20 protein-coding genes are annotated in these 20,826 nt (G+C 40.8%); 11 read left to right on the top strand and 9 right to left on the bottom strand.

Annotation, left to right across the window (positions count from 1 at the left end):
- Window positions 1-80 precede the first annotated feature (80 nt).
- From GL182_RS13450 to GL182_RS13430, 5 genes are all read left to right on the top strand, one after another.
- Complete coding sequence (locus GL182_RS13450) at window positions 81-956, top strand: toprim domain-containing protein (protein WP_163380211.1); 876 nt, start codon at window positions 81-83, stop codon at window positions 954-956.
- Window positions 957-1,604: 648 nt separating this feature from the next.
- Complete coding sequence (locus GL182_RS13445) at window positions 1,605-2,168, top strand: GNAT family N-acetyltransferase (protein WP_163380210.1); 564 nt, start codon at window positions 1,605-1,607, stop codon at window positions 2,166-2,168.
- Between the two features lie 5 nt (window positions 2,169-2,173).
- The gene (locus GL182_RS13440) at window positions 2,174-3,094 is read left to right on the top strand and encodes a helix-turn-helix transcriptional regulator (protein ID WP_163380209.1); all 921 of its coding nucleotides are present in this window, start codon (window positions 2,174-2,176) and stop codon (window positions 3,092-3,094) included.
- A 131-nt stretch (window positions 3,095-3,225) separates the two neighbouring features.
- The gene (locus GL182_RS13435; protein ID WP_163380208.1) at window positions 3,226-3,513 is read left to right on the top strand and encodes a DUF6922 domain-containing protein; all 288 of its coding nucleotides are present in this window, start codon (window positions 3,226-3,228) and stop codon (window positions 3,511-3,513) included.
- Window positions 3,510-4,268, top strand: coding sequence for a nucleotidyl transferase AbiEii/AbiGii toxin family protein (locus tag GL182_RS13430; RefSeq protein ID WP_163380207.1), 759 nt, complete (start codon window positions 3,510-3,512; stop codon window positions 4,266-4,268). The genes GL182_RS13435 and GL182_RS13430 overlap by 4 nt, the downstream gene beginning before the upstream one ends.
- Before the next feature lie 83 nt (window positions 4,269-4,351).
- On the opposite strand, the gene GL182_RS13425 is transcribed toward GL182_RS13430, so the two are convergent.
- From GL182_RS13425 to GL182_RS13395, 7 genes are all read right to left on the bottom strand, one after another.
- The gene (locus GL182_RS13425; RefSeq protein WP_163380206.1) at window positions 4,352-7,369 is read right to left on the bottom strand and encodes a DEAD/DEAH box helicase; all 3,018 of its coding nucleotides are present in this window, start codon (window positions 7,367-7,369) and stop codon (window positions 4,352-4,354) included.
- A gap of 467 nt (window positions 7,370-7,836) precedes the next feature.
- A complete protein-coding gene (locus GL182_RS13420; protein ID WP_163380205.1) occupies window positions 7,837-8,397 on the bottom strand; it encodes a hypothetical protein in 561 nt (186 codons plus the stop codon).
- A 370-nt stretch (window positions 8,398-8,767) separates the two neighbouring features.
- Window positions 8,768-9,295, bottom strand: coding sequence for a VanZ family protein (locus GL182_RS13415; RefSeq protein WP_163380204.1), 528 nt, complete (start codon window positions 9,293-9,295; stop codon window positions 8,768-8,770).
- Between the two features lies 1 nt (window position 9,296).
- Window positions 9,297-9,932, bottom strand: coding sequence for a hypothetical protein (locus GL182_RS13410; protein ID WP_163380203.1), 636 nt, complete (start codon window positions 9,930-9,932; stop codon window positions 9,297-9,299).
- A gap of 809 nt (window positions 9,933-10,741) precedes the next feature.
- Window positions 10,742-11,548 carry an ImmA/IrrE family metallo-endopeptidase gene (locus GL182_RS13405; RefSeq protein WP_163380202.1) on the bottom strand — a complete coding sequence of 269 codons (807 nt, stop codon included), beginning with the start codon at window positions 11,546-11,548 and terminating at the stop codon, window positions 10,742-10,744.
- Window positions 11,548-11,964 (bottom strand): hypothetical protein, encoded by a 417-nt coding sequence (locus tag GL182_RS13400; RefSeq protein ID WP_163380201.1) that lies wholly within the window; start codon window positions 11,962-11,964, stop codon window positions 11,548-11,550. Before GL182_RS13400 ends, GL182_RS13405 begins: the two co-directional genes overlap by 1 nt.
- 6 nt (window positions 11,965-11,970) lie before the next feature.
- Window positions 11,971-12,549, bottom strand: coding sequence for a hypothetical protein (locus tag GL182_RS13395; protein WP_163380200.1), 579 nt, complete (start codon window positions 12,547-12,549; stop codon window positions 11,971-11,973).
- 362 nt (window positions 12,550-12,911) lie between these two features.
- Between GL182_RS13395 and GL182_RS13390 the strand changes: the two genes are divergently transcribed.
- The 4 genes from GL182_RS13390 to GL182_RS13375 all read left to right on the top strand — a co-directional run bounded on the left by GL182_RS13390 (window position 12,912) and on the right by GL182_RS13375 (window position 15,946).
- Window positions 12,912-13,079 (top strand): hypothetical protein, encoded by a 168-nt coding sequence (locus GL182_RS13390; RefSeq protein ID WP_163380199.1) that lies wholly within the window; start codon window positions 12,912-12,914, stop codon window positions 13,077-13,079.
- A gap of 77 nt (window positions 13,080-13,156) precedes the next feature.
- Window positions 13,157-14,293 (top strand): SAVED domain-containing protein, encoded by a 1,137-nt coding sequence (locus tag GL182_RS13385; RefSeq protein WP_205603655.1) that lies wholly within the window; start codon window positions 13,157-13,159, stop codon window positions 14,291-14,293.
- Window positions 14,294-14,298: 5 nt separating this feature from the next.
- On the top strand, window positions 14,299-15,534 hold the full coding sequence (locus GL182_RS13380; protein WP_163380198.1) for a nucleotidyltransferase: 1,236 nt from the start codon (window positions 14,299-14,301) through the stop codon (window positions 15,532-15,534).
- Window positions 15,515-15,946 (top strand): hypothetical protein, encoded by a 432-nt coding sequence (locus GL182_RS13375; RefSeq protein ID WP_205603654.1) that lies wholly within the window; start codon window positions 15,515-15,517, stop codon window positions 15,944-15,946. The genes GL182_RS13380 and GL182_RS13375 overlap by 20 nt, the downstream gene beginning before the upstream one ends.
- An 891-nt stretch (window positions 15,947-16,837) precedes the next feature.
- Here the strand turns inward: GL182_RS13375 and GL182_RS13370 are convergent.
- On the bottom strand, window positions 16,838-17,383 hold the full coding sequence (locus tag GL182_RS13370; protein ID WP_163380197.1) for a RusA family crossover junction endodeoxyribonuclease: 546 nt from the start codon (window positions 17,381-17,383) through the stop codon (window positions 16,838-16,840).
- Window positions 17,384-18,005: 622 nt separating this feature from the next.
- Window positions 18,006-18,587: a hypothetical protein gene (locus GL182_RS13365; protein WP_163380196.1), complete on the bottom strand. Its 582-nt coding sequence runs from the start codon at window positions 18,585-18,587 to the stop codon at window positions 18,006-18,008.
- A gap of 349 nt (window positions 18,588-18,936) precedes the next feature.
- On the opposite strand from GL182_RS13365, the gene GL182_RS13360 reads away from it, so the two are divergent.
- Together GL182_RS13360 and GL182_RS13355 are read left to right on the top strand one after the other, a co-directional pair.
- Complete coding sequence (locus GL182_RS13360) at window positions 18,937-19,317, top strand: plasmid mobilization protein (RefSeq protein ID WP_163380195.1); 381 nt, start codon at window positions 18,937-18,939, stop codon at window positions 19,315-19,317.
- Window positions 19,317-20,819 (top strand): relaxase/mobilization nuclease domain-containing protein, encoded by a 1,503-nt coding sequence (locus tag GL182_RS13355; RefSeq protein WP_163380194.1) that lies wholly within the window; start codon window positions 19,317-19,319, stop codon window positions 20,817-20,819. Before GL182_RS13360 ends, GL182_RS13355 begins: the two co-directional genes overlap by 1 nt.
- Window positions 20,820-20,826: the final 7 nt, after the last annotated feature.

The following is a 20,826-nucleotide window of genomic DNA, read 5'->3' as shown; positions in this document are numbered from 1 at the left end:
AATATCAATTTATAAACAGCGAAATGTAGTAAGGTAGTAGGTGTAGTAGGTGGTTTTTAAAAAAATTAAACTTTAAGACCATGAATGCCAAAGAAGCCAATAAGATATCCATAGTAACTTATCTGGATCAACTGGGAATAAAACCAAGCAAAGTAAAAGCAGGCTACTGTTTTTACTTGTCTCCTTACCGGGAGGAAAAGACGCCTTCATTTAAAGTTCACCCCATCAAGAATCTCTGGGTAGATTTCGGCGATGGGAATGCTGGTGGCACCCTGATTGACCTGGTTTTGAAAATGAACCCAAATTTTACCATTTCGGAGGCCATCCAGGAAATCGCCACCATAAGCGGATCCTCTTTTTTTCTTCACCCGCCAATTCTATCCAACGCGAAGCCTTCCGAAAAGGAACCACCTGGGATTACCATCATTAAAACCAAGCCTCTTGGAAACAATCGTGCCATTACGGATTACCTGCACTCCAGGGGCATATCATTGGAGGCGGCAAGCGACTTCTGCCGGGAGGTATACTACCGCATTGGGAACAAAAGGTATTTTGGGTTGGGCAACGAAAATGAAAATGGCTGGTCAATACGGAACAAATACTGGAAGGGCTGCACCGCTCAGGGGGTTTCGCATTACCGGAACAATGCAGCCGATCTCTGCCTGTTCGAGGGCATATTCGACCTGATGAGTTATGTGGAAATGAGGAAGGCGGAACGGTACCGAATGGATTTTATGGTGCTTAACTCCCTGTCCAGTTTAAAATCGGCCATGCCTGAAATACAGAAATACCGGCAGGTAAATCTGTTTCTGGACAGGGATCAGGCGGGAAGGGCAGCAACGGAGAAATTGACGCAATCCCTTCCCCAAAGCCAGGATTGTTCCGGGATCATTGGTTCGTTTAAGGACCTAAATGAGTACTGGATGAGTAGGAAAAATCATGGTCCAAAAAGATAACGCAGCCTGGTAAATTTTGAAGAAAATTTGCCTGCTTTCCTAAATGGGTGCTTTTTCTTTTAACAGCAGCCTTTCCTGGCCGGGTCCTGGCTTAACGTAGACGGGGGTCTTAAAAGTGGACAGCCTTTGCTAGCTTTCCAAAGCAAATAGTTCTATATGTAGATATATAGTTATCTGATTAGCAATTTATACGGATATACCAATATTCAATAAGCATAGCGATCCACTGGACCTGTCAGATGGTTGCTTCAAATGCTATCGGTAGCTGTATTTTCCTGTATGCGGCTATTCAAATAGCCGGATTTATAGCTATTCCTGCATCCGTATATATGAAAAAATAGTTAAATATATTTGCTTTTATTTAGATATAAATTTATATTAGTTGGTAAAAATAGGATTATTCATTTAGTATACTATAGTAAAACCGTTCTTATTTACATCTCTGTAGGATGAAAGAACGTCCAAAAACGCACTTTGAATTAACCCTAAAACCCGCTGTGCGCGGTCCTTGCAAGTTGTGTCTTTGACCGACAAAAAACCTCCCGGTTTTTTTCTGCCAAAAACGAACTTGCCCCTCCTTTTTCCATACGGATTTGTGGGGGAGGAGGGGAGGAAAATCCTCGCAACTCGGATTTAAAAATTAAAATTATGAGAAGAGCAACCCAAAATGATCGGGAGAAAGTGGTAACCATCCTGCTGGAAGCATTCAAAAAAAACAAGAGCGTCAACTACATTGCCGGGAAGCAAGAGAAAAAGATCCGCTATTTGATGGAGTATTCCTTTGACAACTGCATGGATACCGGTGAGGTATTTATTTCGGATGATGGCGATGCTTGCGCCATGATCCAGTTTCAGGATCGGAAAAAGTTCTCCTGGAAAAGCACCTATCTGGATATACAGTTGATACTTAAAACTATCGGCCTGGGCAACATTCCCAAGGCCTTGGCCAGGGAATCCTTTATCAAAAAGCATTACCCCAGCGAACCGTTTACCTACCTCTGGTTTATTGGTGTAAATCCGGAGCGGCAAGGGAATGGCTTTGGGACGGCTGTGCTGAAGCATGTATTGGATTACTCCAGGACGCTCGACCGGCCGGTCTACCTAGAAACCTCTACCCAGCGAAACCTGCCCTGGTACCAAAAACACGGCATGGAGATTTATACCGTTTCAGAGCGGTTTGGGTTTCCGTTCTATTTTCTAAAAACTGCCTGAACGCCATGACCGTTCTCAATACTGAAATACATATTGTAACCCTTCTGTTTGTAATTCTGGAAACGTTAATGTTTTCCCACCAACTGGTCTTTTACCTGCAAAAGCCCAAAGAGAAAAAGAGAAAATATTACCTGATCCTGCTATTCTTACTGATCATTTATAATATTGCCGGAGGTCTCTTTCCCGACGAAAACCTTCCCCTGTCGGTAGTATTTCAATACATCCTGGCCTATGGGGCCGGTTTTTCCATGGGCGCCTATTTTCCCTATTATTTTTACCAGTCCTACAACATCACCCATCTGGAATTTCATGCCAAATATGGCGTGCTGATCTTCCTGATTTTGCCCTTTATCATTTTCTTCTGCATACTCTATCCCCTTGGGTTGGATTTGATGACGGTCATCTATGTGGGAATGATTATTCCGTTTGCCTATGCGTTTTACATGGTATACAACATCCTATGGGGCATTCGGCAGCGATATAAAAATAGAAAAGCCTCTTTCGATGCCATTTTATCCTACATTGCCGTAGCCCCCTGGGCCCTGATGCCCTTATTGGCCTACTTGCAGGTAACCCAACTTACAGAGGTGCTCTTTACCAACGGCGGATTCCTGATCATCACCTTTCTTTTTTTCCGGAACATGATAGAGGAAAACCGCAAGGATCTGGAAACACTGGACCTGATCCAAACCAAAAATGAAGAGGAAATTTTCGCCATCCGGTGTAAGAATTTGGGACTTACCAAAAGGGAAACGGAGATCTGCCAATTGGTCAGGGATGGCTACATTTACAAGGAAATCGGCGATACGATGAATATCTCCGAAAGGACCGTCAACAAGCACATACAGAATATTTTCAAAAAGGCTGGAAGTAATAATAAACTTGACCTGTTGAATAAGATTAGCAGAAGGGTGAAGTCGGCGTGACAAAATGAATGATTAAATTACTCCGGACCGACTTACAATCGTAAGAAAAAGTAAAATTACCAGAGGGTCGACGACAAACACCACCGCTCGGTTACGCATCTTTTTTTATAAAATATCGTTAACTTTGTACTGTGAAGGAAAAAATCAACATAGCCAAAGTCTTCCCCAAACATCTATTTTGGGATATGGATCATAGTGCGCTTGACTTTGAAAGGGACAAGGATATTATTATTCCCCGTGCCCTCTTTGCAACTACTCCGGAAACTTTTGATACAGATATTGTCACTCTGGAAAACCTTTATTCCAGAAAGCAGATCCTAAAACATCTCAAGACCACAAAAGAAAGAATAAGCAATGAGGTCTGCAGGATGGTTGCCCACAGATATGATGTGGATATTTTCTTTCGTTTTAAACAATGAAAGCTGTTGACCCTTTATTGGTTTCAACAATCAAAGAACTACAGCAACTCCCATCCCTTAACAGCTTTATGCTGGCTGGGGGAACCAACCTGGCACTTTTGTACAACCATCGGGTATCTTATGACATAGACCTGGTATCAAGCAACATTATCGGGAATGAGGGCTTTGAAAAAATAATAACAGAAGTAGCTGGCATATACGGCTCAAAGAATATTATAGTAAACAAGATCAACACGGAATTGGATGGACAGTTCATTTTTTTAAGACTATTTATTACCAAATCAGAAACTATCATAAAAATAGAATTTCTTCAAAACATCCAATACCTAACCGAACCTGATGAATTTGATGGAATGAGAATTTTATCCAAACAGGACATCGGACTGCTAAAGTTGATGAGTGCCTCCAACCGTTTCGCCAAAAAGGATACTTATGATCTGGATTACATTACCGATGAAATCCCTCTTGGAGAACTATTCAGTTTACTTCAAATAAAATCAGAGAAGTACAATAAACCTCAACACCGGAATATATTTGACCTGGACAATGAAATCAGCCCACTAACCAGGCCTGAGCTATTATTGGAATTTGACAAAAGGAAATATTCAAAAAACAAGCCCTTCCATTCCAACGACAGAATTGATATCATTGAGGGGAGCAAGTCCTGGCAAGAAGCCAGGATCAGTTGGAGGTTTAAGGTGCGGAAATTGTTCCAAGATTTGGGATTGGAATTCCCGTCTTCTGTAAGAGAGTGATTCAATCTTTAAACAGTCTCTTTTTATTCGTTCAGTTCAGAGGATAATGACGATTTGGAAGCCGATTTTTTGTCCCCTCGGTTTCAAAATAATCTTTCTTCTAAGTTATCTTTCCAAATGACAAATCCTTTTCTTTCGTCCGTATAGTCATGGAAGATTCGGCTGAAATTTTCCGGTTGCTTTTCCAGAAACACTTGTCTGCCTTTGTTTCGGATAATATTCAGATCCTTGTCAATTGTTCGTAGCTTTTGTGGGAGCAGTTGCCTGTTTTTCTCAACATGCCAGATATAAGTTGCTTCTTCGGAGTCCAGTGTTTCTAAAACAACATGATATTGTTCTGTGCCGGAAAGAAGGAACACGAATGAGAATGGATTTAAGACAAACCTGAGTTTTAATGTAGTACCGTCATGCCTGGATGCCAGATACCGTAGTTGCCTGTAATGCCTCACTTTCTCATTTTTCAAAAGATCACTTAGCAACTGTTCTTCTGATCCATAGAACGGTTTACCATTTTGTCCTTCCTGTATCTTGTCTAGCCCGAGTAAATTTTCTTCCATACCTGGAACATATTGCTTACCCAGAATTCCCTGTTCAATAAATCGGAATTTTACGCTTTCAATGATCTCCCGGTTGATACTTTCCAGACTAGTCGAACTCGCTTTTTGTGAAACCAACAAGTTATTTTCAAACTCCGCAAAAACTTCAGCTTCCACGTATTTTGACTTTAATACTTTGGAGAAGTATGGCTTTAAAACATCAAATTCAGGCCTTACCTCCTCATTTTCTATCTCAAACTCCACTTCCGTCTTCATCTCAGAAACTCGATACCGGAAAGCAATTGCACCATAACGAAAATCCAATTGGTCAATAAGCAACTTGATCTTTTTGTCAACTGTAAATGTTTCCCCGAAGGAGGTCCCGGCAATCTCTGTGTCATCAAACAGGGTGGCCTGCCGATTAAGCTGTCGGTAATAGGTATTCCTTTTCAGGAATAACCGGTTCAGGTATTCAATTTTATGATCTCTGTAATCATAAATAACCGGACTGATTTCAGATCGCTGAACACGACCAATATATTGAATCAGTTTACCTTTAAAAGAGAATGGATAAACAAGGAAAAGACAGGAAGCATTTTGCAAGTCAGTTCCTTCTCCGAAAAACTGTCCGGTTGTGATTAGTGCCTGGTAATTTCCGCTGTTTAGTATTTGCCATTTTGCTTTACGGTTGCTTTCCGAATCATCCCCAGAAAGTGTTACCACTTCAAAAGACTGTTTCAGAAACTGATAAAGCGCATTAATATGCTCTTTTCTTTCTGTAATGATAACAACCTTTCTTCCTTTATCCAGTTCGGTAGTAATGTCCCCAAGAATTAACTTGTTTCTGGCAGAATCGTGAACCAATACCTTTGATAAGTTTTCGAACGGGTCTGTTTTTGAATTGAAGGGAATATCTAAAGCCGTTTCTCTTACGATTATCCTTGCCTGCTTGTATTGTTCAATTTCCTGCGGTCTAATGTCTGCAATGATGTCGCCCAAATGGGTAAAAATTATTTTGCCATCATTTCCTTTCCGAAAAGGAGTTGCCGTTAACCCATATTGGTAGTAAGACGGAAAGTTTGAAATGGTATTTCGGAATGTTTCTGCTGGGATATGGTGGCATTCATCAACGATAATAATCCCGAAAGACAGGGCAAATTCATTTGTTTCCTGTTTGTCAAGATACTTACCCAAACTCTGGATCATTGCTACCGTAATCGCTTTTCCGGTTTTGGCATTTCCTTGTCCTATCCTACCAATCTCGTTTTTCGGTATGCCCAGAAAACCCTGAATCCGTTCAACCCATTGTTCCAAAAGCTGTTTACGATGCACAATAATTAGAGCAGGTTGCTGTTTTTCAGCAATGATCTTTAGGCCGATTACTGTTTTACCGGAACCCGGAGGTGCGGTAATGACACCAAATTCTTTGCGGGAGGTAACTTCTATTGCGGATTTCTGGTGTGACTTTAGACTGAAATTTGTTGTGAATAAAACAGGATCCTGCTTCTTCCGTTCATCCTGAAATTCGAAATCAATGTTTTGCTGTTTGCAGTACCGGATCAATCTACCTATAAATCCTCTCGGAAGAATTATCTCATGCGTTGTTTCCTCTACAAACCGGAAATACCGCTCGGTTCCCCATGTGTTTCTGCCACTTTTCTTTTTAATGAAATATTCCGAATTGGCAAAATTTAATTCCTCTTTTAGAAAATTGATCAGTTTGGGTGTCATACCTGACCGATTAAGGTGAATTAAATTGTTGAGTTGTATATGCAGCTTACCTGAATTGACGTTGTTTGGAACCTGATCGTTCTTCGGGTGGAGTGAATGAAAGATCGTATCAAGATGAGATACAGTCACCCTCTGGATTGACGACAAAAATTCCCATTGATCCTGATATGGGTTAAATTGTTCATCTACAAAACAACTGTTACCTTCTTCCATGGTCGGTTTATATAGTGGCAATGCAATCAAATTGCCTAACTTTTCTCCCGTAAGGAAATCCTGATTGGGGAAAAGTCTGTCGAAGCTGGAACTTTTGTCAAAAACAGAGAAGATACCTGCCTGTTCCAAAAGAGAGATTAAAATTTTACGACTTTTAATGGCAGGATAGGGCTTGTCGAAAAATATCCAGACGTGACCTCCTTTACCGGAACGGGATCGTTCCAGATAAGCCGGAATAGCATGTTCTTTGCAAATATTGAGAAATTCACGGCATTCCTCTGCCCATTTCTCTTTATCAAAATCTGCAGCAATGAACCAGGATGTATTGTTCTGTAGCAATGGATAAATACCGATTAATTGTTTCCCATTGAAATGCTTTAGAAGTTGCTGATCAGTAAGTGGACGGTAGGTTTTGTCTTTATAGTCTTTGAAGGATCCCCCCTTCATTTTATGGAGCCTATACATGTAGGGGTCATATTGATATGCAGGCATGTATCCGCTTTTAATCCTTCCACCAGCGGATTGGGCAGCTTTTTCCCAACGTATGGCAAAGACATCTTCCCTACCTTTGAAGAGGCTTTTGAACAGATTCAGTTTTTCATTTTCTGAATATTGGTTCATCTGTTTCGTTATTTATTTTGTTGGTACCGGGAATGTTATTGAATCCATTTCGAACTTATTTGACCAAAAATTCTGTTTAAGTGCCAAATAACCACTTTATATCTGTCAATTAACCGCCTTCCTTTAACGCTTTGTTAGTATGCCACGACTTATGTTGGATGTGTGAACCTTGGATTGTGAATATAGGTCAAAAAGTTGACTGTTTCAACGAGTGAAATGGGCTTGCGCACGAAGGTCGTTATCCGAAACAAAGTAAGTGGAAAGCCAGTCCCGCCGCTCCGGGGCTTTGCCGGGAGAGTTCAGAACGTTTAATAAAACCTGTATTTTTTTTAGTGAGGAGCCAGGCTGAAAGGAAGGGGACCGCCAGAAGGCTCAGGAAATACTATAACCCAGACTGTGGTACCTGTACTGAGGAACTTACCGACTTTTTTTACCATTGGGATCTATGCAAAAAATTAGTTTGCATCTCACAGGGGCTTGGGCCTTGGAAGTGGCGAATCAATAAATTTGGGATGATTTTGAGAATGTTCAATCACTGTACTAACAAATTCATCACTAAATGAATAATTTTTCAATAATATTTTAGAATCAGAATCTAAGAGAAAAACACTATAGCCGTCCAATTTGGAAACAGTAGGATTAGCTTTCCGGAAAGCATCTTGGGAATCATATAATAGCGGATATTTAAAAAACAACCCCTTATCTCCGATGCCGTAACTAGCAGGATCAATATTATCCCCCCGGACATAAATCATAAAAGTATATGGATTATGGCTACCAATCTTATCTATAGCCTTACCTATTTCTTTTAATTGAGCCATAAAATTAGGGTCATCACCATCAACTACTGTAACGATCTTATATCTATTTTCAATATTCAAATCAGAAACGTCAATAACTTCACCAAATAATACCACCTCTATACTGTCTAAAACTAAGTTGATACTTCCTTGGTCAAAACAGTAATTTCTTGGTAAATGCAGTATAAACGCTAAGCACGTTAACATTACATATGGATACAGTTTCATAGATTTTTACATGTTCAATTCTGGTTCAGACATTTCGGGTAAAATTGGACACCTTTACTGAAATATTTTGATTAAAGTTTCTTGAATGGTGAATATAGGTCAAAAAATTCACTATTCCAACGGGTGAAAGTCCACATGTGCGGGAGTTCCCGATGAATTTCAGGACAGGCTGTTACCCCAAGCAAAGCAAGTGGCAAAGCCCGTCCCGCCAAAGCGGGGCTGGTTTGCAGTGAGGCATGCAGGGAAGTAACCTATACTATGGTGTGTGTACTGATGAACCGGCCCGAACACAGGAGTGTGAAGAGGGTGCATGTAGTGCCATATACTGAGGCCATGAGATCGTAGAGGTGCCACATCACACCTAGCTGCATTACTGATACCTCACCGGAAGCAGGTTCATTTTCAGTAAAACCAAAAATAAAATTAACAGAGCTGTTGCCGGGACAGCAAGGAAGTTGATGAACTTTTGTGCCCTAATTCCATTTTGGAATGCTCTTTCCAGTCCTGAAAAAGCCAGTAGCCCAATTAGTCCGCCTAAAGTATTGGTCATTAGATCGGTTACATCAAAAGCCCCAATCCTCAATAGGTATTGAAGTCCCTCAACCAACAAACTAAGCAGGAAAAGGAAGAAGAATTTTTTACCGAAAATCCATTTGGTGAATAGGGCGCCGGCATAGATGCCAAGCGGCATAAAAATCAGTACGTTCAAAAAGTTTTCGCTGGTAAGGATTACCGGTTCATTAAACGGAATGAAGTTGGTATTTCTATTTTCCATATAGGAGAATTGCACTCCTAACTTTAAAAGCATAATCCAGACCAGGGCAATTCCGTAGATTATGAATAGGGCGGTAGTCAACCTGTTTGCTGCCAAACCTGAATGCAAGTCGTTTTCAGACATTTTAATTCCCGTAAATTACCCAATTAAGATCTATTTTTTTGTTGCTGCTATAGCTTTCAATCTTTTTAATAATTGAACGCCTGTGCGCCACACCACACAAAAAGACAGCCTTATCAAATTGGTTTTTTCTGCAATACGAATAAATATTTCGCATCATCGAATGCTCATAAGCATCAATATCATCGTCAACAACGTCATTTAGCTTGTTTTCAAGCAATAGACGGTATTCAAACCTTCGCATTTCCGCTTGTAAATCTATACTTTTTGCACTATTGAGAAATAAAAAGCCTTGCTCCTTGGCTAACAAATTAAAATTATGTACCATCTTTTGGTGCTGATTATTCCTGCAAACGAGGTCTTTTTTCTTTTCAAATGAATCAGATAGTCCATGGTCAAGCACAGGAACATATTCAAACGAGGAGCTATGGCTGTATTTCTGAATAGCTTTTAACTCGAGCTTTTGATGATATTCTCCAAATGCGGTAAAACGAACCTTATCATAGTTTGAATAAGTTTTTTCAAGAGCTTCTAAAAACACAATTTCAGGACGAAGTTTCTCCAAAATAGCACACAGTTCATCAGCATTACATTTCCCCATTTCCTCGTGAACGGTGCTAATCAAAGTGATGGTACTCATTGATTTACTCTTTATTGGGATGTTGAGAATACCTAATTAGGTTTTGAATTTGAACGACCCTTCGAAGCATGTGGGCGGCGAGCACTTCCGGAGCTTTTTTTCTTGCCGTTTTTCGCAAACATTCTTAAATGTACTAAAAATATTTTAACCGGGAATTGCCTGCTGCACCCAAGCCCAGGCGTATGACTTGAATGGTGAAGATAGACCAAAAAGTTTACCGTTCCAACGGAAGATAGTTCAGGTCAAAGCATCTCTGGGGCCTGCCCGTTTAGTCGAAGACGCTGTTTGATCTGACTCATGGGTTTTGGTTTTCCAGCCATCTGAAGTACGGATTAACGATTTGGTAAAACCGCTAATTAACCAAAATCCATTTAGGGGGTCAGCATACTCCGGATTGTCGACCCTAAGGGGTCAGTATGCTCCGGATTATTCAAAACAAGGGGTCAGCATCTGCCGGATTGACAGTTACTTTTTCGCTATTTTTTTAGTTTCTGGATTGGGGGATCAGTTTAGTCCGGTATATCCAGCTGGTGGGATACAAATTAGTCTCACATAATGGACTATTAACCGACGGCATAATTAGAGCCGTATGAAATGCGCTAGCATTCGTGAATTCTGCTAAAAAAAAATTAAGTACCTGAACAATTGAGAGGTTCATAAATTGTCCCGCCTCAGCAGGACCCTGTCCAGTCAAACGGGATACGACGGTTCACTGGGCTTGTCGAAGCTTTCTGTGATAGGTTTAGGTTCAGTTCAGTTTAAGGGTGTGATTTCCAAATATTTACTCGACTGTGGCCAGTATTTACAATTTACATCTCTTCCCATACGACAGATATTACCGTATTATGCCTTGGGGTAACGATACAATATTCATAGAAATTGTAGTTCATATCATCTTCCCATTCTTTCAAATCGAACCAGGTTGATTTCCATATCTGCTGCTTGGATTGACTTTTAGAGTAAATCTTGCCCTCATTAAAATATTCCGCTGCCACTGAGTCTTCTGGTGGCGATAGATTGATGCGATCTACTATAAAGTTTTTAAACTCATCTGATTTTTTCCAATACCTGAGCTTATTATTGAAGCAGTAAAACACACAAATTGGATGAGAACCAAGCTCCATGTATTTAAAAACCGTTGATGTTCTGCTCGTCTGAAATCTATCTGAAAGGTGCCTAACCAAATCGGGACTGAAACGATAACTAGAGCATTCCTCCAAGAAAACCTTGGATGGCATTAGCAGCTCAGATGCAAACTGGTTAGCCTCAGCCTCTTGAATTCCTTTCTTTGAACGATTTACTTTATCATCAAACCAGCTTAAGGTGCTCTCATTTTCGTTATGCACCTCAAAAGAATCACGGTGCATTTCATAATGCCCCAATTCATGAGCGGTAGCAAATCTTCTTCTTCCTTCAAACAGTAAGTTTGAGTTCACAGAAATGATACTCTTTTTTTCACCGAATACAATTCTACCATCTGAGTTTTTAAGTGGTTCATACCGTAATGTGGCTCCCCTTCCTGAAACAATCAACTCAATTGGTATTTCTGTTGGATCATCAATCCCGCAATCTCCTAACATTTGTTGTGCTACCCTAGCCCCTTTTGAAAGCCCCATTAATCGTCATTATTTTCTTCTAGTTTTTCCATAAGTTTGGCAAGATCGACATCTGTTAATATCTCGCGAATTTCATCATCATCTAAATTGTCAAGGCTTCTAAATTGAACATTTGGGGCGTTTTGCCTTAACAGTCCGATTAATACTTCACCTGATTTGGTTAAGTTTTCTTCTATCTTTTGTTTAAGCAATACAAGGGCTTTTTCCATTAAACTTTCGTCTTTTTCCTTATTTGCTTGAGCTTTTTTCAAAAACTCTGCTTTACGAATGCTCTTAATACCAGCGGTAACATATTTACTGACATCAACACCTTCGCTTGTTAGAAAATCAGTCGCGACCTCATGATTTGAGCTGACTGCTTCTGCATAATCATGAAGTAGCAACTTATAGCCATTGTAGTTCTTTTTCTTTGCCATAATTATCTATTTAACTGAGTCTAATATCTTTCTAGACAGTCGCCTCAGTCTGCGAATTCTATTATCATATTCATCTGTGGAAATCTTCAAATCTTTGCAGATTTCTCCTCTCTTTGACTCATAGCAATAACGCCCAACAAAAATTTCGTATAACTCCTCATCATCTTCTATTTCTTGCTCAATTTTCACAACGACTGAAGCTACATCTATAGCCTCATCCAGTTCAAACTCCTCGGCAAACAAATCATCAACAATTTCTGAATCAAACTTCTCGCTCTCATCATCGCCTTGAACGACCTCATTAACATTTGATGCTTTTTTCTTAGCGTTAGAAATTAACTGACGTAGTATGTTATATTTCAGATATTTAATTAAATCAGGGTTCCGCGAGGGGTCAAATTTTTCTGGTTCGTCTAAATATTTGGTGATTGCATCAACTGCAAAATCGTAAGCCAGTTCTTCTCTAGACCTGGCCATCCTTTGGTTGCTTGCCCCAACTAAGACATAAGCATACGACATCAGTACTGGAATGACTTCATCCCAGTCAACATTACTGTAATCAGATGTAATTTCAAGTCGTTTCAATTCGTGCGCTTAAAATGATATGCTATTCAATAAAAAAAAATTGCCGCATTCATGGCAATTTTCTTCCTGCCAGTAGCATACAATTATATAACGTCTAAAGTACAAAATCGATGGCTGTAAACAAACCAACTGGCGACAATACTCGCAAAGGAGCAGTAAGAAAACGCTCACAAGTACAGAACCCTAAAACTGGTCTCTGGACAAAGAGAGACTCAATTACAGGGCAATTTATGGATGTGAAGACATCCAGTCCGAAACCTTTTAAGGGAGTCAAGAAAGAGAAATAGATACCGCTTAAAAGGGTATCTTTCCTACAAAGCTGTCAGGCGGAGATTAATGCGGATGTTTAAAGAATATAAATCTTGAATCATTCTGTTAATAAATACTCTAAAGATCGAAACGCCGTGAGGGTGCGCAAGAAAGACAAATGCAAAAAAGCCAAAGGCAAAAATGCAGACCGGTTTGCAAGTGCAGTAGCTATCATGCTGGTGGTTGTTGGTATTGCCGCTATTGCCGGTGTAACACGATGATGGCAGGTGGCTCCAGTATAGTGCCGGAGCCATATTTAAGGACTTCAGTGATAACTGAATGTTTCGAATGAAATAAGATGATGAAGAAAGACAAACGCCCAAGCATACCAACCAAAGTAAAAACAAACCTATGGAGGGCTTCTGGCGGTCGATGTCAGTTCAAAAATTGCAACACCCCGTTGTGGGTGCATAATGCCACTATGAATCAAATGGACAAATCATACATCGCTCACATTTACGCTTTTTCAGAGGGCGGTCCTAGATATGATAAAGTGAAGTCTCCATTGCTGGCGAAGGATTTTTCGAACCTTATGTTGGTATGCGATGAATGCCACCGCACGTTTGACGACAAGTCTAAGGAGAAAGAATATTCAGCGGATCGCCTTATAGCGATGAAAAAGGCTCATGAAGAGCGAATAGAGCTTCTCACAGGAATTGTTCCTAATATGAGAAGTCATGTACTACTTTTTGGTGCGCGTATTGGACAACACGCTTCTCCTCTACAATTTCATAGTGCCACAGAGGCTATACTACCAAGTTACTATCCGTCAATGCCCCGACCATTGGAAATAGGTTTGCAGGCCGCGTTAGAAGATCATAGTGTAAGTTATTGGCGAGCAGAGGAGGAAAACTTGCTGGCTCGCTTTAAATCAGAAGTTCAGTATTTAAAGGGGAAGCACGAAACCCAACACTTCTCCATCTTCGGCCTGGCTCCACAGCCCTTGCTCATTAAGCTTGGTTCTTTGTTGAGCGACCTTTATGACGCTGATGTCTATCAACTTCATAGAGAGCCTGACACCTGGAAGTGGTTGGAACACGAGCATGATGTTGTACATCAAATTGTGCCTGCTTCTGGAGATAGCAAAGTTGTTGCCCTCAAGTTTGAGCTGAGTGCTACTATAACCGATGATCGCATAAGGAGGACGCTAGGCAAGAAATGCAATATCTGGTCCATAACCCACGATAACCCCAATAATGATTATTTGAAGTCTCCCCTTCATCTACAAGATTTTAGATGCCAAGCGCGTAAGACGTTTGACCAAATAAAAGCACAGCACGGAGAGGATGCTACCATCCATGTGTTTCCTGCTATGCCGGTTTCTACAGCCATTGAACTAGGTAGGGTTTGGATGCCTAAGGCAGACCTGCCAATGATATTATATGACCAAAACAGGAAGAATGGAGGTTTTTTTCAGACATTAATAATTGAATAAAAAGTATGTTAACAACAGATCAAAAAAAGCAGTTTAGCGAGCTCTTAGAGGAGCTTGGGCAATCCCTGGATATTAGTGAAGGCCAATATGATGCAGCGGTAAAAAGCTATCAAGCGGTAGGTAATCAACTCTCAAAAGAAGGTTCTACACTGGCACCTTATAAACCAGAGATACTTCCACAAGGATCGTTTTTGCTTGGAACGATGGTAAAGCCCGTAAACGAGAATGACGATCTTGATATAGATCTAGTGTGCAAACTAACAGGTAAGCAGCCATCATGGACACAATACAACTTGAAGCAAAAAGTTGGGGATCAGCTAAAAGAAAATGAGCTGTACCGTAAAATGTTGAAAGAAGAGGGGCGTAGGTGTTGGACGCTCGTGTATGCGAACTCAGCTAATTATCACATGGACATTTTGCCATCTGTTGTAGATACAGGATATCAAATGATATTGGAAAAGGCATTTTTATCAGCTGAATTGACTGATTTGAATGAACTGGCCATTAGGATAACAGACAAACAGAGGGATGACTACTATTTTGAAAATAATCATAAGCTATGGCTAAAATGCAATCCTTTTGGTTATGGCAAGTGGTTCTCTGTTCAGGCCTCATTAGACTTAGGCAAACGAATCACTTTAAGTGAATCGATAAAGCCGGTTCCCCAATATCAAAAGGATAAGTTGCCCCTACAGCGAGTAGTACAAATTCTTAAAAGACATCGTGACCTTATGTTCAATGGAGATGAGGACAAACCAATTTCAATTATCATAACTACTTTGGCCGCAAGGGCCTATCAGAAGGAGGTTTCTACTTTAGATGCTTTATTGAATGTAATAAACCGTATGCATCTGTTTATTCAAGAAAAGTTTAATCCAAAAACAGGTAGAATGATCAAATGGATAGGGAATCCTGTAAATGAAGAAGAAAATTTTGCGGATAAATGGGAAGAGACTCCTCAAAAAAAGATCATCTTTTACAAGTGGTTGGAGGCTGTACAAGCGGATGTGAGACATGTATTCGACCAAAAGGACAGAGGTCTTCAGTGGGTAATAGAAGCCTTAAAAACCCCATTTGGTGAGAAAGCAGTAACCAAAGCCTTTTCAAACTATGGGGACAAGCAACTATTGCTACGTGAGAGCGGAGGAATGAAAATGGCAGGCGTTACAGGTGCTATTGGCTCGGTGGGCAGAACATCAATCCCTAAACACACAAATTTCGGTGCAAAGAAAGACCAGTAAGCGCATACCGTTATTCCAACAGGAAGGGGCGCTGAAGTCTTACTTTCCCAACTCGAAAATCACTCGAAATGGTGATAATGAAATCCGTTGGACGCAAATGGTTAAGCCTACTCCTTTGAGTGGCTCTTACAAGCTTCTTTTACACTATAAAAGAGGCAGAGGAGCAGGCGTTTATGTTGTCTCCCCTAAACCATTGCCATTAGCTAAAGGTAAAACAAGGCTTCCCCATGTTTACAACCATAAAGAACAACGGCTTTGTCTGCATTATCCAAAGGCTAATGAGTGGGATACTTCGATGTATTATGTCAAAAGTCTAATCCCTTGGGCCTGTGAATGGTTAATGCACTATGAGATATGGGTAGGTACTGGCGAATGGAAAGGAGGAGGTATTGAACACGATGAAGATGAGTAGACTAATTAGAAGCGCTTGGCTTTTTTTCGTACTATCAACTTTTATTGGTCACACACGGTAAATTGAATCGTAGCTTTGGTATCTGTGTCTCGTTTGCGCGCCTATAATTTCATACAATAATGTGCCGGCCCAGCAGGAGCATCAGGTATCGAAGATACCATATTATTCCAGCAGGTGAAAACCTGTGCCGAAGTATTTCGGTAGCCCATGCAGATGTCTATCGGTGTCCGTAGGATGCACATCCGGCATTTGTCGGATTCATTTGCGTTTTCCTCATTGAAGTCTTACTGAAAGTTTCTCGTAAAAGAGTACCATGACGGAAGCGGGCCTATCCACCACATTGAATGTCTTCATTTGCTTCCTCCGTCTTTCCTTTACCCGCATCCCCTTTGGCCTGCTTTGCAGTAGGCTAATCCCGGAATCCTGGGAAGGCTTGCGGGATTACCAAGTTCCACTTAGATAACGGAAGGGGTTAGGTCCTACCTCTTTGCCTGGGGAATCGAAATCCATGTAGCAGAAACCGAAAAGCCTGCTTACTAGACCGTTTTGATCAGCATGCCAACGTCTTTCGCTGTCTACACTACACGTCACGACATTTATCAGCAGGTCACATATGTTGATCATACCCATCGAGCCAAACTCCCCTGCACCTAACATTGGTGCGCAACAGGTAAACTTCACAGAATCCTGTTACGGGCTATATTGTCAGGATAGCTTCGCACAATTCCGTTACCAGAAAATGCACGTATCCAATTGATGGAACACAAAGTTTAATCGAACTTTGAACGTTATACAGTTATCTAAGCGACTTCTAGTCGCGCCTCGGCCGTGTAAGAGCCCCAACCTGAGTCAATTGGATCAGGTCGGGCTACTCATTAGGGGACGATTTTTCTAATATGCATCCATACTACAGATTCCACCTCTACTTATTTTTAGTTGGCGGTCGTTCTCCCAATTATGGACATCTTGTCCGTATATATAGGCGTTTGCTTCCTGCTGTACTTCATGAATTGCAATGGTGAATCCACTGGTGAATTGATTCTCTTGTTTGTCTATTGTTACTCGTACAATTTGATGATCATCTTTAATTACAATCCCTTTTATTGCATCAAAAACAGTTTTCAAATAGTTATCGAGATCTTTAAATTCTATATAATTTTTTGGCCCTCCTATATTTATATCAACATATAATTTGCCTACAAATGGCCACCATGGTTTTGGATTTTTTGTAAGACGTTTACGAATTTCCTCTCTAAAGTTGTCGACATTTGGTTTGCTTAATTTTTCGTACAACTGTTTATCAGCATCTATTAGCTTATATTTATCTTGAGAAGTTGGAACTTTGGTATCAGCAAATAATAAAACTTGATCGTAATAGGGATTTGCAGAATATGTTGCAGTTTCTCCTTCATTTAATTTAGGTTTTTTTATTCCCATTTTTGGTTCTGGTAAATGCCCCCAACGTAGCAATAAAGTGCACCGTGCACTTTATTTGCCTTACAATAATACCTTAATCTAACACTTTTTTAATGTTTTTGAAGGATTTTATGGCAACAAGCGTATAAATCTCTGTAGTTTGGTGAAGTTATTTCCCAGCAAGACGCTAGTGTGCCTCAAACCAGTTCTGGCTTCAAGTAAATGGGTGGTAAAACTAGCATATGGGGAGTTTTTCACTTCTTTATTCCTGGACTTCGCACAATTTCGCTATCAGAAATGCACACATCCTATTGATGGAGCACAAGGTTTAATCGTTCATCGACCGTTAAACAGTTATCTAAGCGACTTCTTGTCGCACCTTGGAGGTGTGTGGCGCTCCCCGTCAGAGGAATCTGGCGGGGCCGTCTACACGATGTGTGCCTCGAATGATGAATATAGATCAAAAAGTTGACTGTTCCAACGCAAGAAAGTCCTTAGGCGTGGGGTAACATCCCGAAGTCAAGCGATTGGCAAGCTGGTTTTCCGTTAGGCATGCAGGGAAGTAAGCCAGCCTGTACACGAGAGCCGTGCGTACGGTGCTTTGAGTGGTGCTCCGCAGCTAATGGCCTGCGGCCATCCACTATTAACACCAGTTTTTCTTTATTTTTTTTTGCGATATTTTTTTGAAACAAACCTGTTTCGATTTGACGTCCAATATACTATTGAAACTTGTTTTTCCTTCATTTTTATAATCTAGAAGGATTTTAAACTCATCAAAGAAGTCTGGCTCTACTGTATCCAATTTATCTACATCTTTATGTTTTGACTCTTTCTCTTGATAAAATTCAAAAGGTATAACTAATTCCTGATGAGCAGCTAATGTTTTATTCTCATTGACAATAGAATTAAATGTCAATTTACCTTTCGTCGTTTTTTGCGGAAACATTTTAATGTTATACGCCGCATTTTCTGAATTATTTCGAATTATCAAATCGAATTTCCATACTAAACCATATAAGCTTTCAGCTTCAGGATCGTTCCCATATTTAATTTCTGAATTTTCAATTCTTGCAATATGTCGCCTTTGCATAGTAATTCCTTCATTTGGATTAATCTCCATAAATAGTAAAGGTCTAGCGAAGTATTTCTTGCTAATTCGAGGAATAATAAAATAAAGAAATCCGGCACTCAATATTAATATTGGGAATAAAATTTCAAGTTTCATATTTATTTTAAATTGCTTTGCTTTTTATCTGATGTGAAGTTCGTGCCAAGGTACGGCCAAAGTCCCCAATACACTTGATTCGAATTCATTAATCTAACCATTTTTTTTCGTTTTAAAAGAATTTTAGGCAACATGCTTTTGAATTTCTGTAGTTTTCATGAATTTATTTCCAACCAATTCCTGATTACGCTGCAAGTCTGTAGTTATATACCTGCATAAACTTCCACCTCCATATACGCATACTCACGTATACCGCTAAAGTATAGCTTTTTACGTATTTTATCCTGTTTTTTTTCTCCTTCTCTTTGGGTTAAACAAAGCCTGGCAAGGACCAAGCGGCCCCATAACCATGAAGGACAACCAGGAAAATAGAACCCACAAAATCACCTTCCGGCTGAATGAGCAGGAAGTGAAATTCCTGGATGAATTCTCCAGTAGTGCGGGTATTACTAGAAGCGATACGCTGAGGAACCTGATAAGGAAAATACAGGGAGATGCTTCCATTATAAAGAAGGATAAATTGCTCCAAACACTGAATAAATTGGCCGCTGAGCAGGGTAGGGTCAACAACAATATCAACCAGCTGGCCAAGCATGCCAATCAGTATTCCAGGGTGGAAGAGCTGGACCCGAAGGTATTTGCTCAATTCAACAGCCTCCTTTCCCGGTACCTGGACTACCAGGAGGACATGAACCGGACTTTCCGGAAAATCTATAAATCCATCAGCTGATGACCGTCAAAATCCTATCATCGACCAGTACCTTCAACGGGGTGTCCTATAACACCAACAAGACCCAGTCTGCCAGGGGAGAGCTGATGAAATTCAGGAATTTCGGTTACCTGCAATCGGCCCAGAAAGTGACTCCGGATGAAATGAAAACCTTTCTGAAAGTTCACTCCAACCGCAATACACGGGTGAAAAACCAGCAGTTCCATGCGATGATTTCCTGCAAGGGCAGGGAATTTGACAAAAAGGAGCTTACTGACATGGCTGAAAAATGGTTGCATAAAATGGGCTATGGCAGCAATCCTTACCTGATCGTCTTCCACGGGGATACCAAAAATAACCATGTCCATATGGTCTCCTCCCGAATCGGGAACGATGGCAGGAAAATCAACGACAGCATGGAGAGGATCAGGGCGCAAAAATGCATGTTGGAGATCATGGATCGGGATCCGGGACAGGAATGCAACAAGGTGCTTGATCAGCTAAAATCCTATTCTTTTTCCACAACCAGCCAGGCCAGGCTGTACCTGGAAACCCACGGGTACAGCTTAAATGAAAAAGAGGGCAACCTGGCCCTGTACAAATTCGGACTGTTGCAGGGTGAAATTTCGCTCAAGCAACTAAATGCCAAAACCATTTCCTATTCCCCGGACAAAGCGAGGATAAAACAGCTCCATGCCTTATTCGACAAATACAGAAAGGTGTACAACAGTGCCCCCGTCCCTGTATTCGAACCGTTAAAAGGCAACCGCCTGGGAAAACCAACCGGATACCGCTCAGAACTTGCAGACTTTCTTAAAGAAAAATTTGGTGTAAAGCTGATTTTTCACGGTAAGGATGGGAAAGCCCCCTATGGCTATACCATCATTGACCATAATAGAAAAATTATCTTGAAAGGAAGTGAAGTTTATCCCCTCAAAAACCTGACAAAGGAGGAAACAAAGGATACTGTAAAAGTCATCAATTTCGCTTTCCAGGCAGATAAGACTGCTTATGAAGATATTACCGGGACCAGGGATACGGTATTCCGGTTCAAACGCTTTCCCAGGCAAGCAGCTTATCGGCTAAAATTGCTTTCGGTATTGGAGGATTTTGCCAATCTCCAAAGGGGCCTTGAGGAATACGGGTTGCACCTACTGGTAAACGAAAAACGCTTGTACCTGCTGGATACCCGGGAGCGGTTTTTTATTAGCCTGGAAGCCATTCTTAGGAGCGGGGAATACAATCGCTTTGCTCGCCTCTGGAATGTGCCGGAGCGGAATGAAATAGAACAAAGCCCATTGACCAGAACCGGCGCAGCATTCAGAGCGCTGGTGCCGGTACATCCGGACAAAGATACCCCTACTTCAGAATCCCAGGCAAATGATCAGGTCGAATCTGGCCGGGAGACAGCAAACCCGATCTCCAACATCAGCCTGGATATCCATCAAGATGTGGACGATGAGGCCTTGCATGGCAGGAGAAGGAACAAAGAGAAAGACAACAAAAAAAGAAGCATCAGATAAAAACCAA

This window comes from Cyclobacterium sp. SYSU L10401 (assembly GCF_010993705.1).
Taxonomy (GTDB): Bacteria; Bacteroidota; Bacteroidia; order Cytophagales; family Cyclobacteriaceae; genus Cyclobacterium.
The sequence above is the reverse complement of the archived record's forward strand: the minus strand, read 5'-3'. Positions and strand labels throughout refer to the sequence as shown.

Bases quoted from the DNA above. Each gene is read 5' to 3' on its own strand.
- GL182_RS13420 (WP_163380205.1), bottom strand. From the start codon at position 8,397: ATGAAACTGTATCCATATGTAATGTTAACGTGCTTAGCGTTTATACTG.
- GL182_RS13450 (WP_163380211.1), top strand. From the start codon at position 81: ATGAATGCCAAAGAAGCCAATAAGATATCCATAGTAACTTATCTGGAT.
- GL182_RS13425 (WP_163380206.1), bottom strand. From the start codon at position 7,369: ATGAACCAATATTCAGAAAATGAAAAACTGAATCTGTTCAAAAGCCTC.
- GL182_RS13400 (WP_163380201.1), bottom strand. From the start codon at position 11,964: ATGGCAAAGAAAAAGAACTACAATGGCTATAAGTTGCTACTTCATGAT.
- GL182_RS13430 (WP_163380207.1), top strand. From the start codon at position 3,510: ATGAAAGCTGTTGACCCTTTATTGGTTTCAACAATCAAAGAACTACAG.
- GL182_RS13370 (WP_163380197.1), bottom strand. From the start codon at position 17,383: ATGGGAATAAAAAAACCTAAATTAAATGAAGGAGAAACTGCAACATAT.
- GL182_RS13355 (WP_163380194.1), top strand. From the start codon at position 19,317: ATGACCGTCAAAATCCTATCATCGACCAGTACCTTCAACGGGGTGTCC.
- GL182_RS13385 (WP_205603655.1), top strand. From the start codon at position 13,157: ATGATGAAGAAAGACAAACGCCCAAGCATACCAACCAAAGTAAAAACA.
- GL182_RS13365 (WP_163380196.1), bottom strand. From the start codon at position 18,587: ATGAAACTTGAAATTTTATTCCCAATATTAATATTGAGTGCCGGATTT.
- GL182_RS13360 (WP_163380195.1), top strand. From the start codon at position 18,937: ATGAAGGACAACCAGGAAAATAGAACCCACAAAATCACCTTCCGGCTG.
- GL182_RS13410 (WP_163380203.1), bottom strand. From the start codon at position 9,932: ATGAGTACCATCACTTTGATTAGCACCGTTCACGAGGAAATGGGGAAA.
- GL182_RS13415 (WP_163380204.1), bottom strand. From the start codon at position 9,295: ATGTCTGAAAACGACTTGCATTCAGGTTTGGCAGCAAACAGGTTGACT.
- GL182_RS13445 (WP_163380210.1), top strand. From the start codon at position 1,605: ATGAGAAGAGCAACCCAAAATGATCGGGAGAAAGTGGTAACCATCCTG.
- GL182_RS13380 (WP_163380198.1), top strand. From the start codon at position 14,299: ATGTTAACAACAGATCAAAAAAAGCAGTTTAGCGAGCTCTTAGAGGAG.
- GL182_RS13405 (WP_163380202.1), bottom strand. From the start codon at position 11,548: ATGGGGCTTTCAAAAGGGGCTAGGGTAGCACAACAAATGTTAGGAGAT.
- GL182_RS13440 (WP_163380209.1), top strand. From the start codon at position 2,174: ATGACCGTTCTCAATACTGAAATACATATTGTAACCCTTCTGTTTGTA.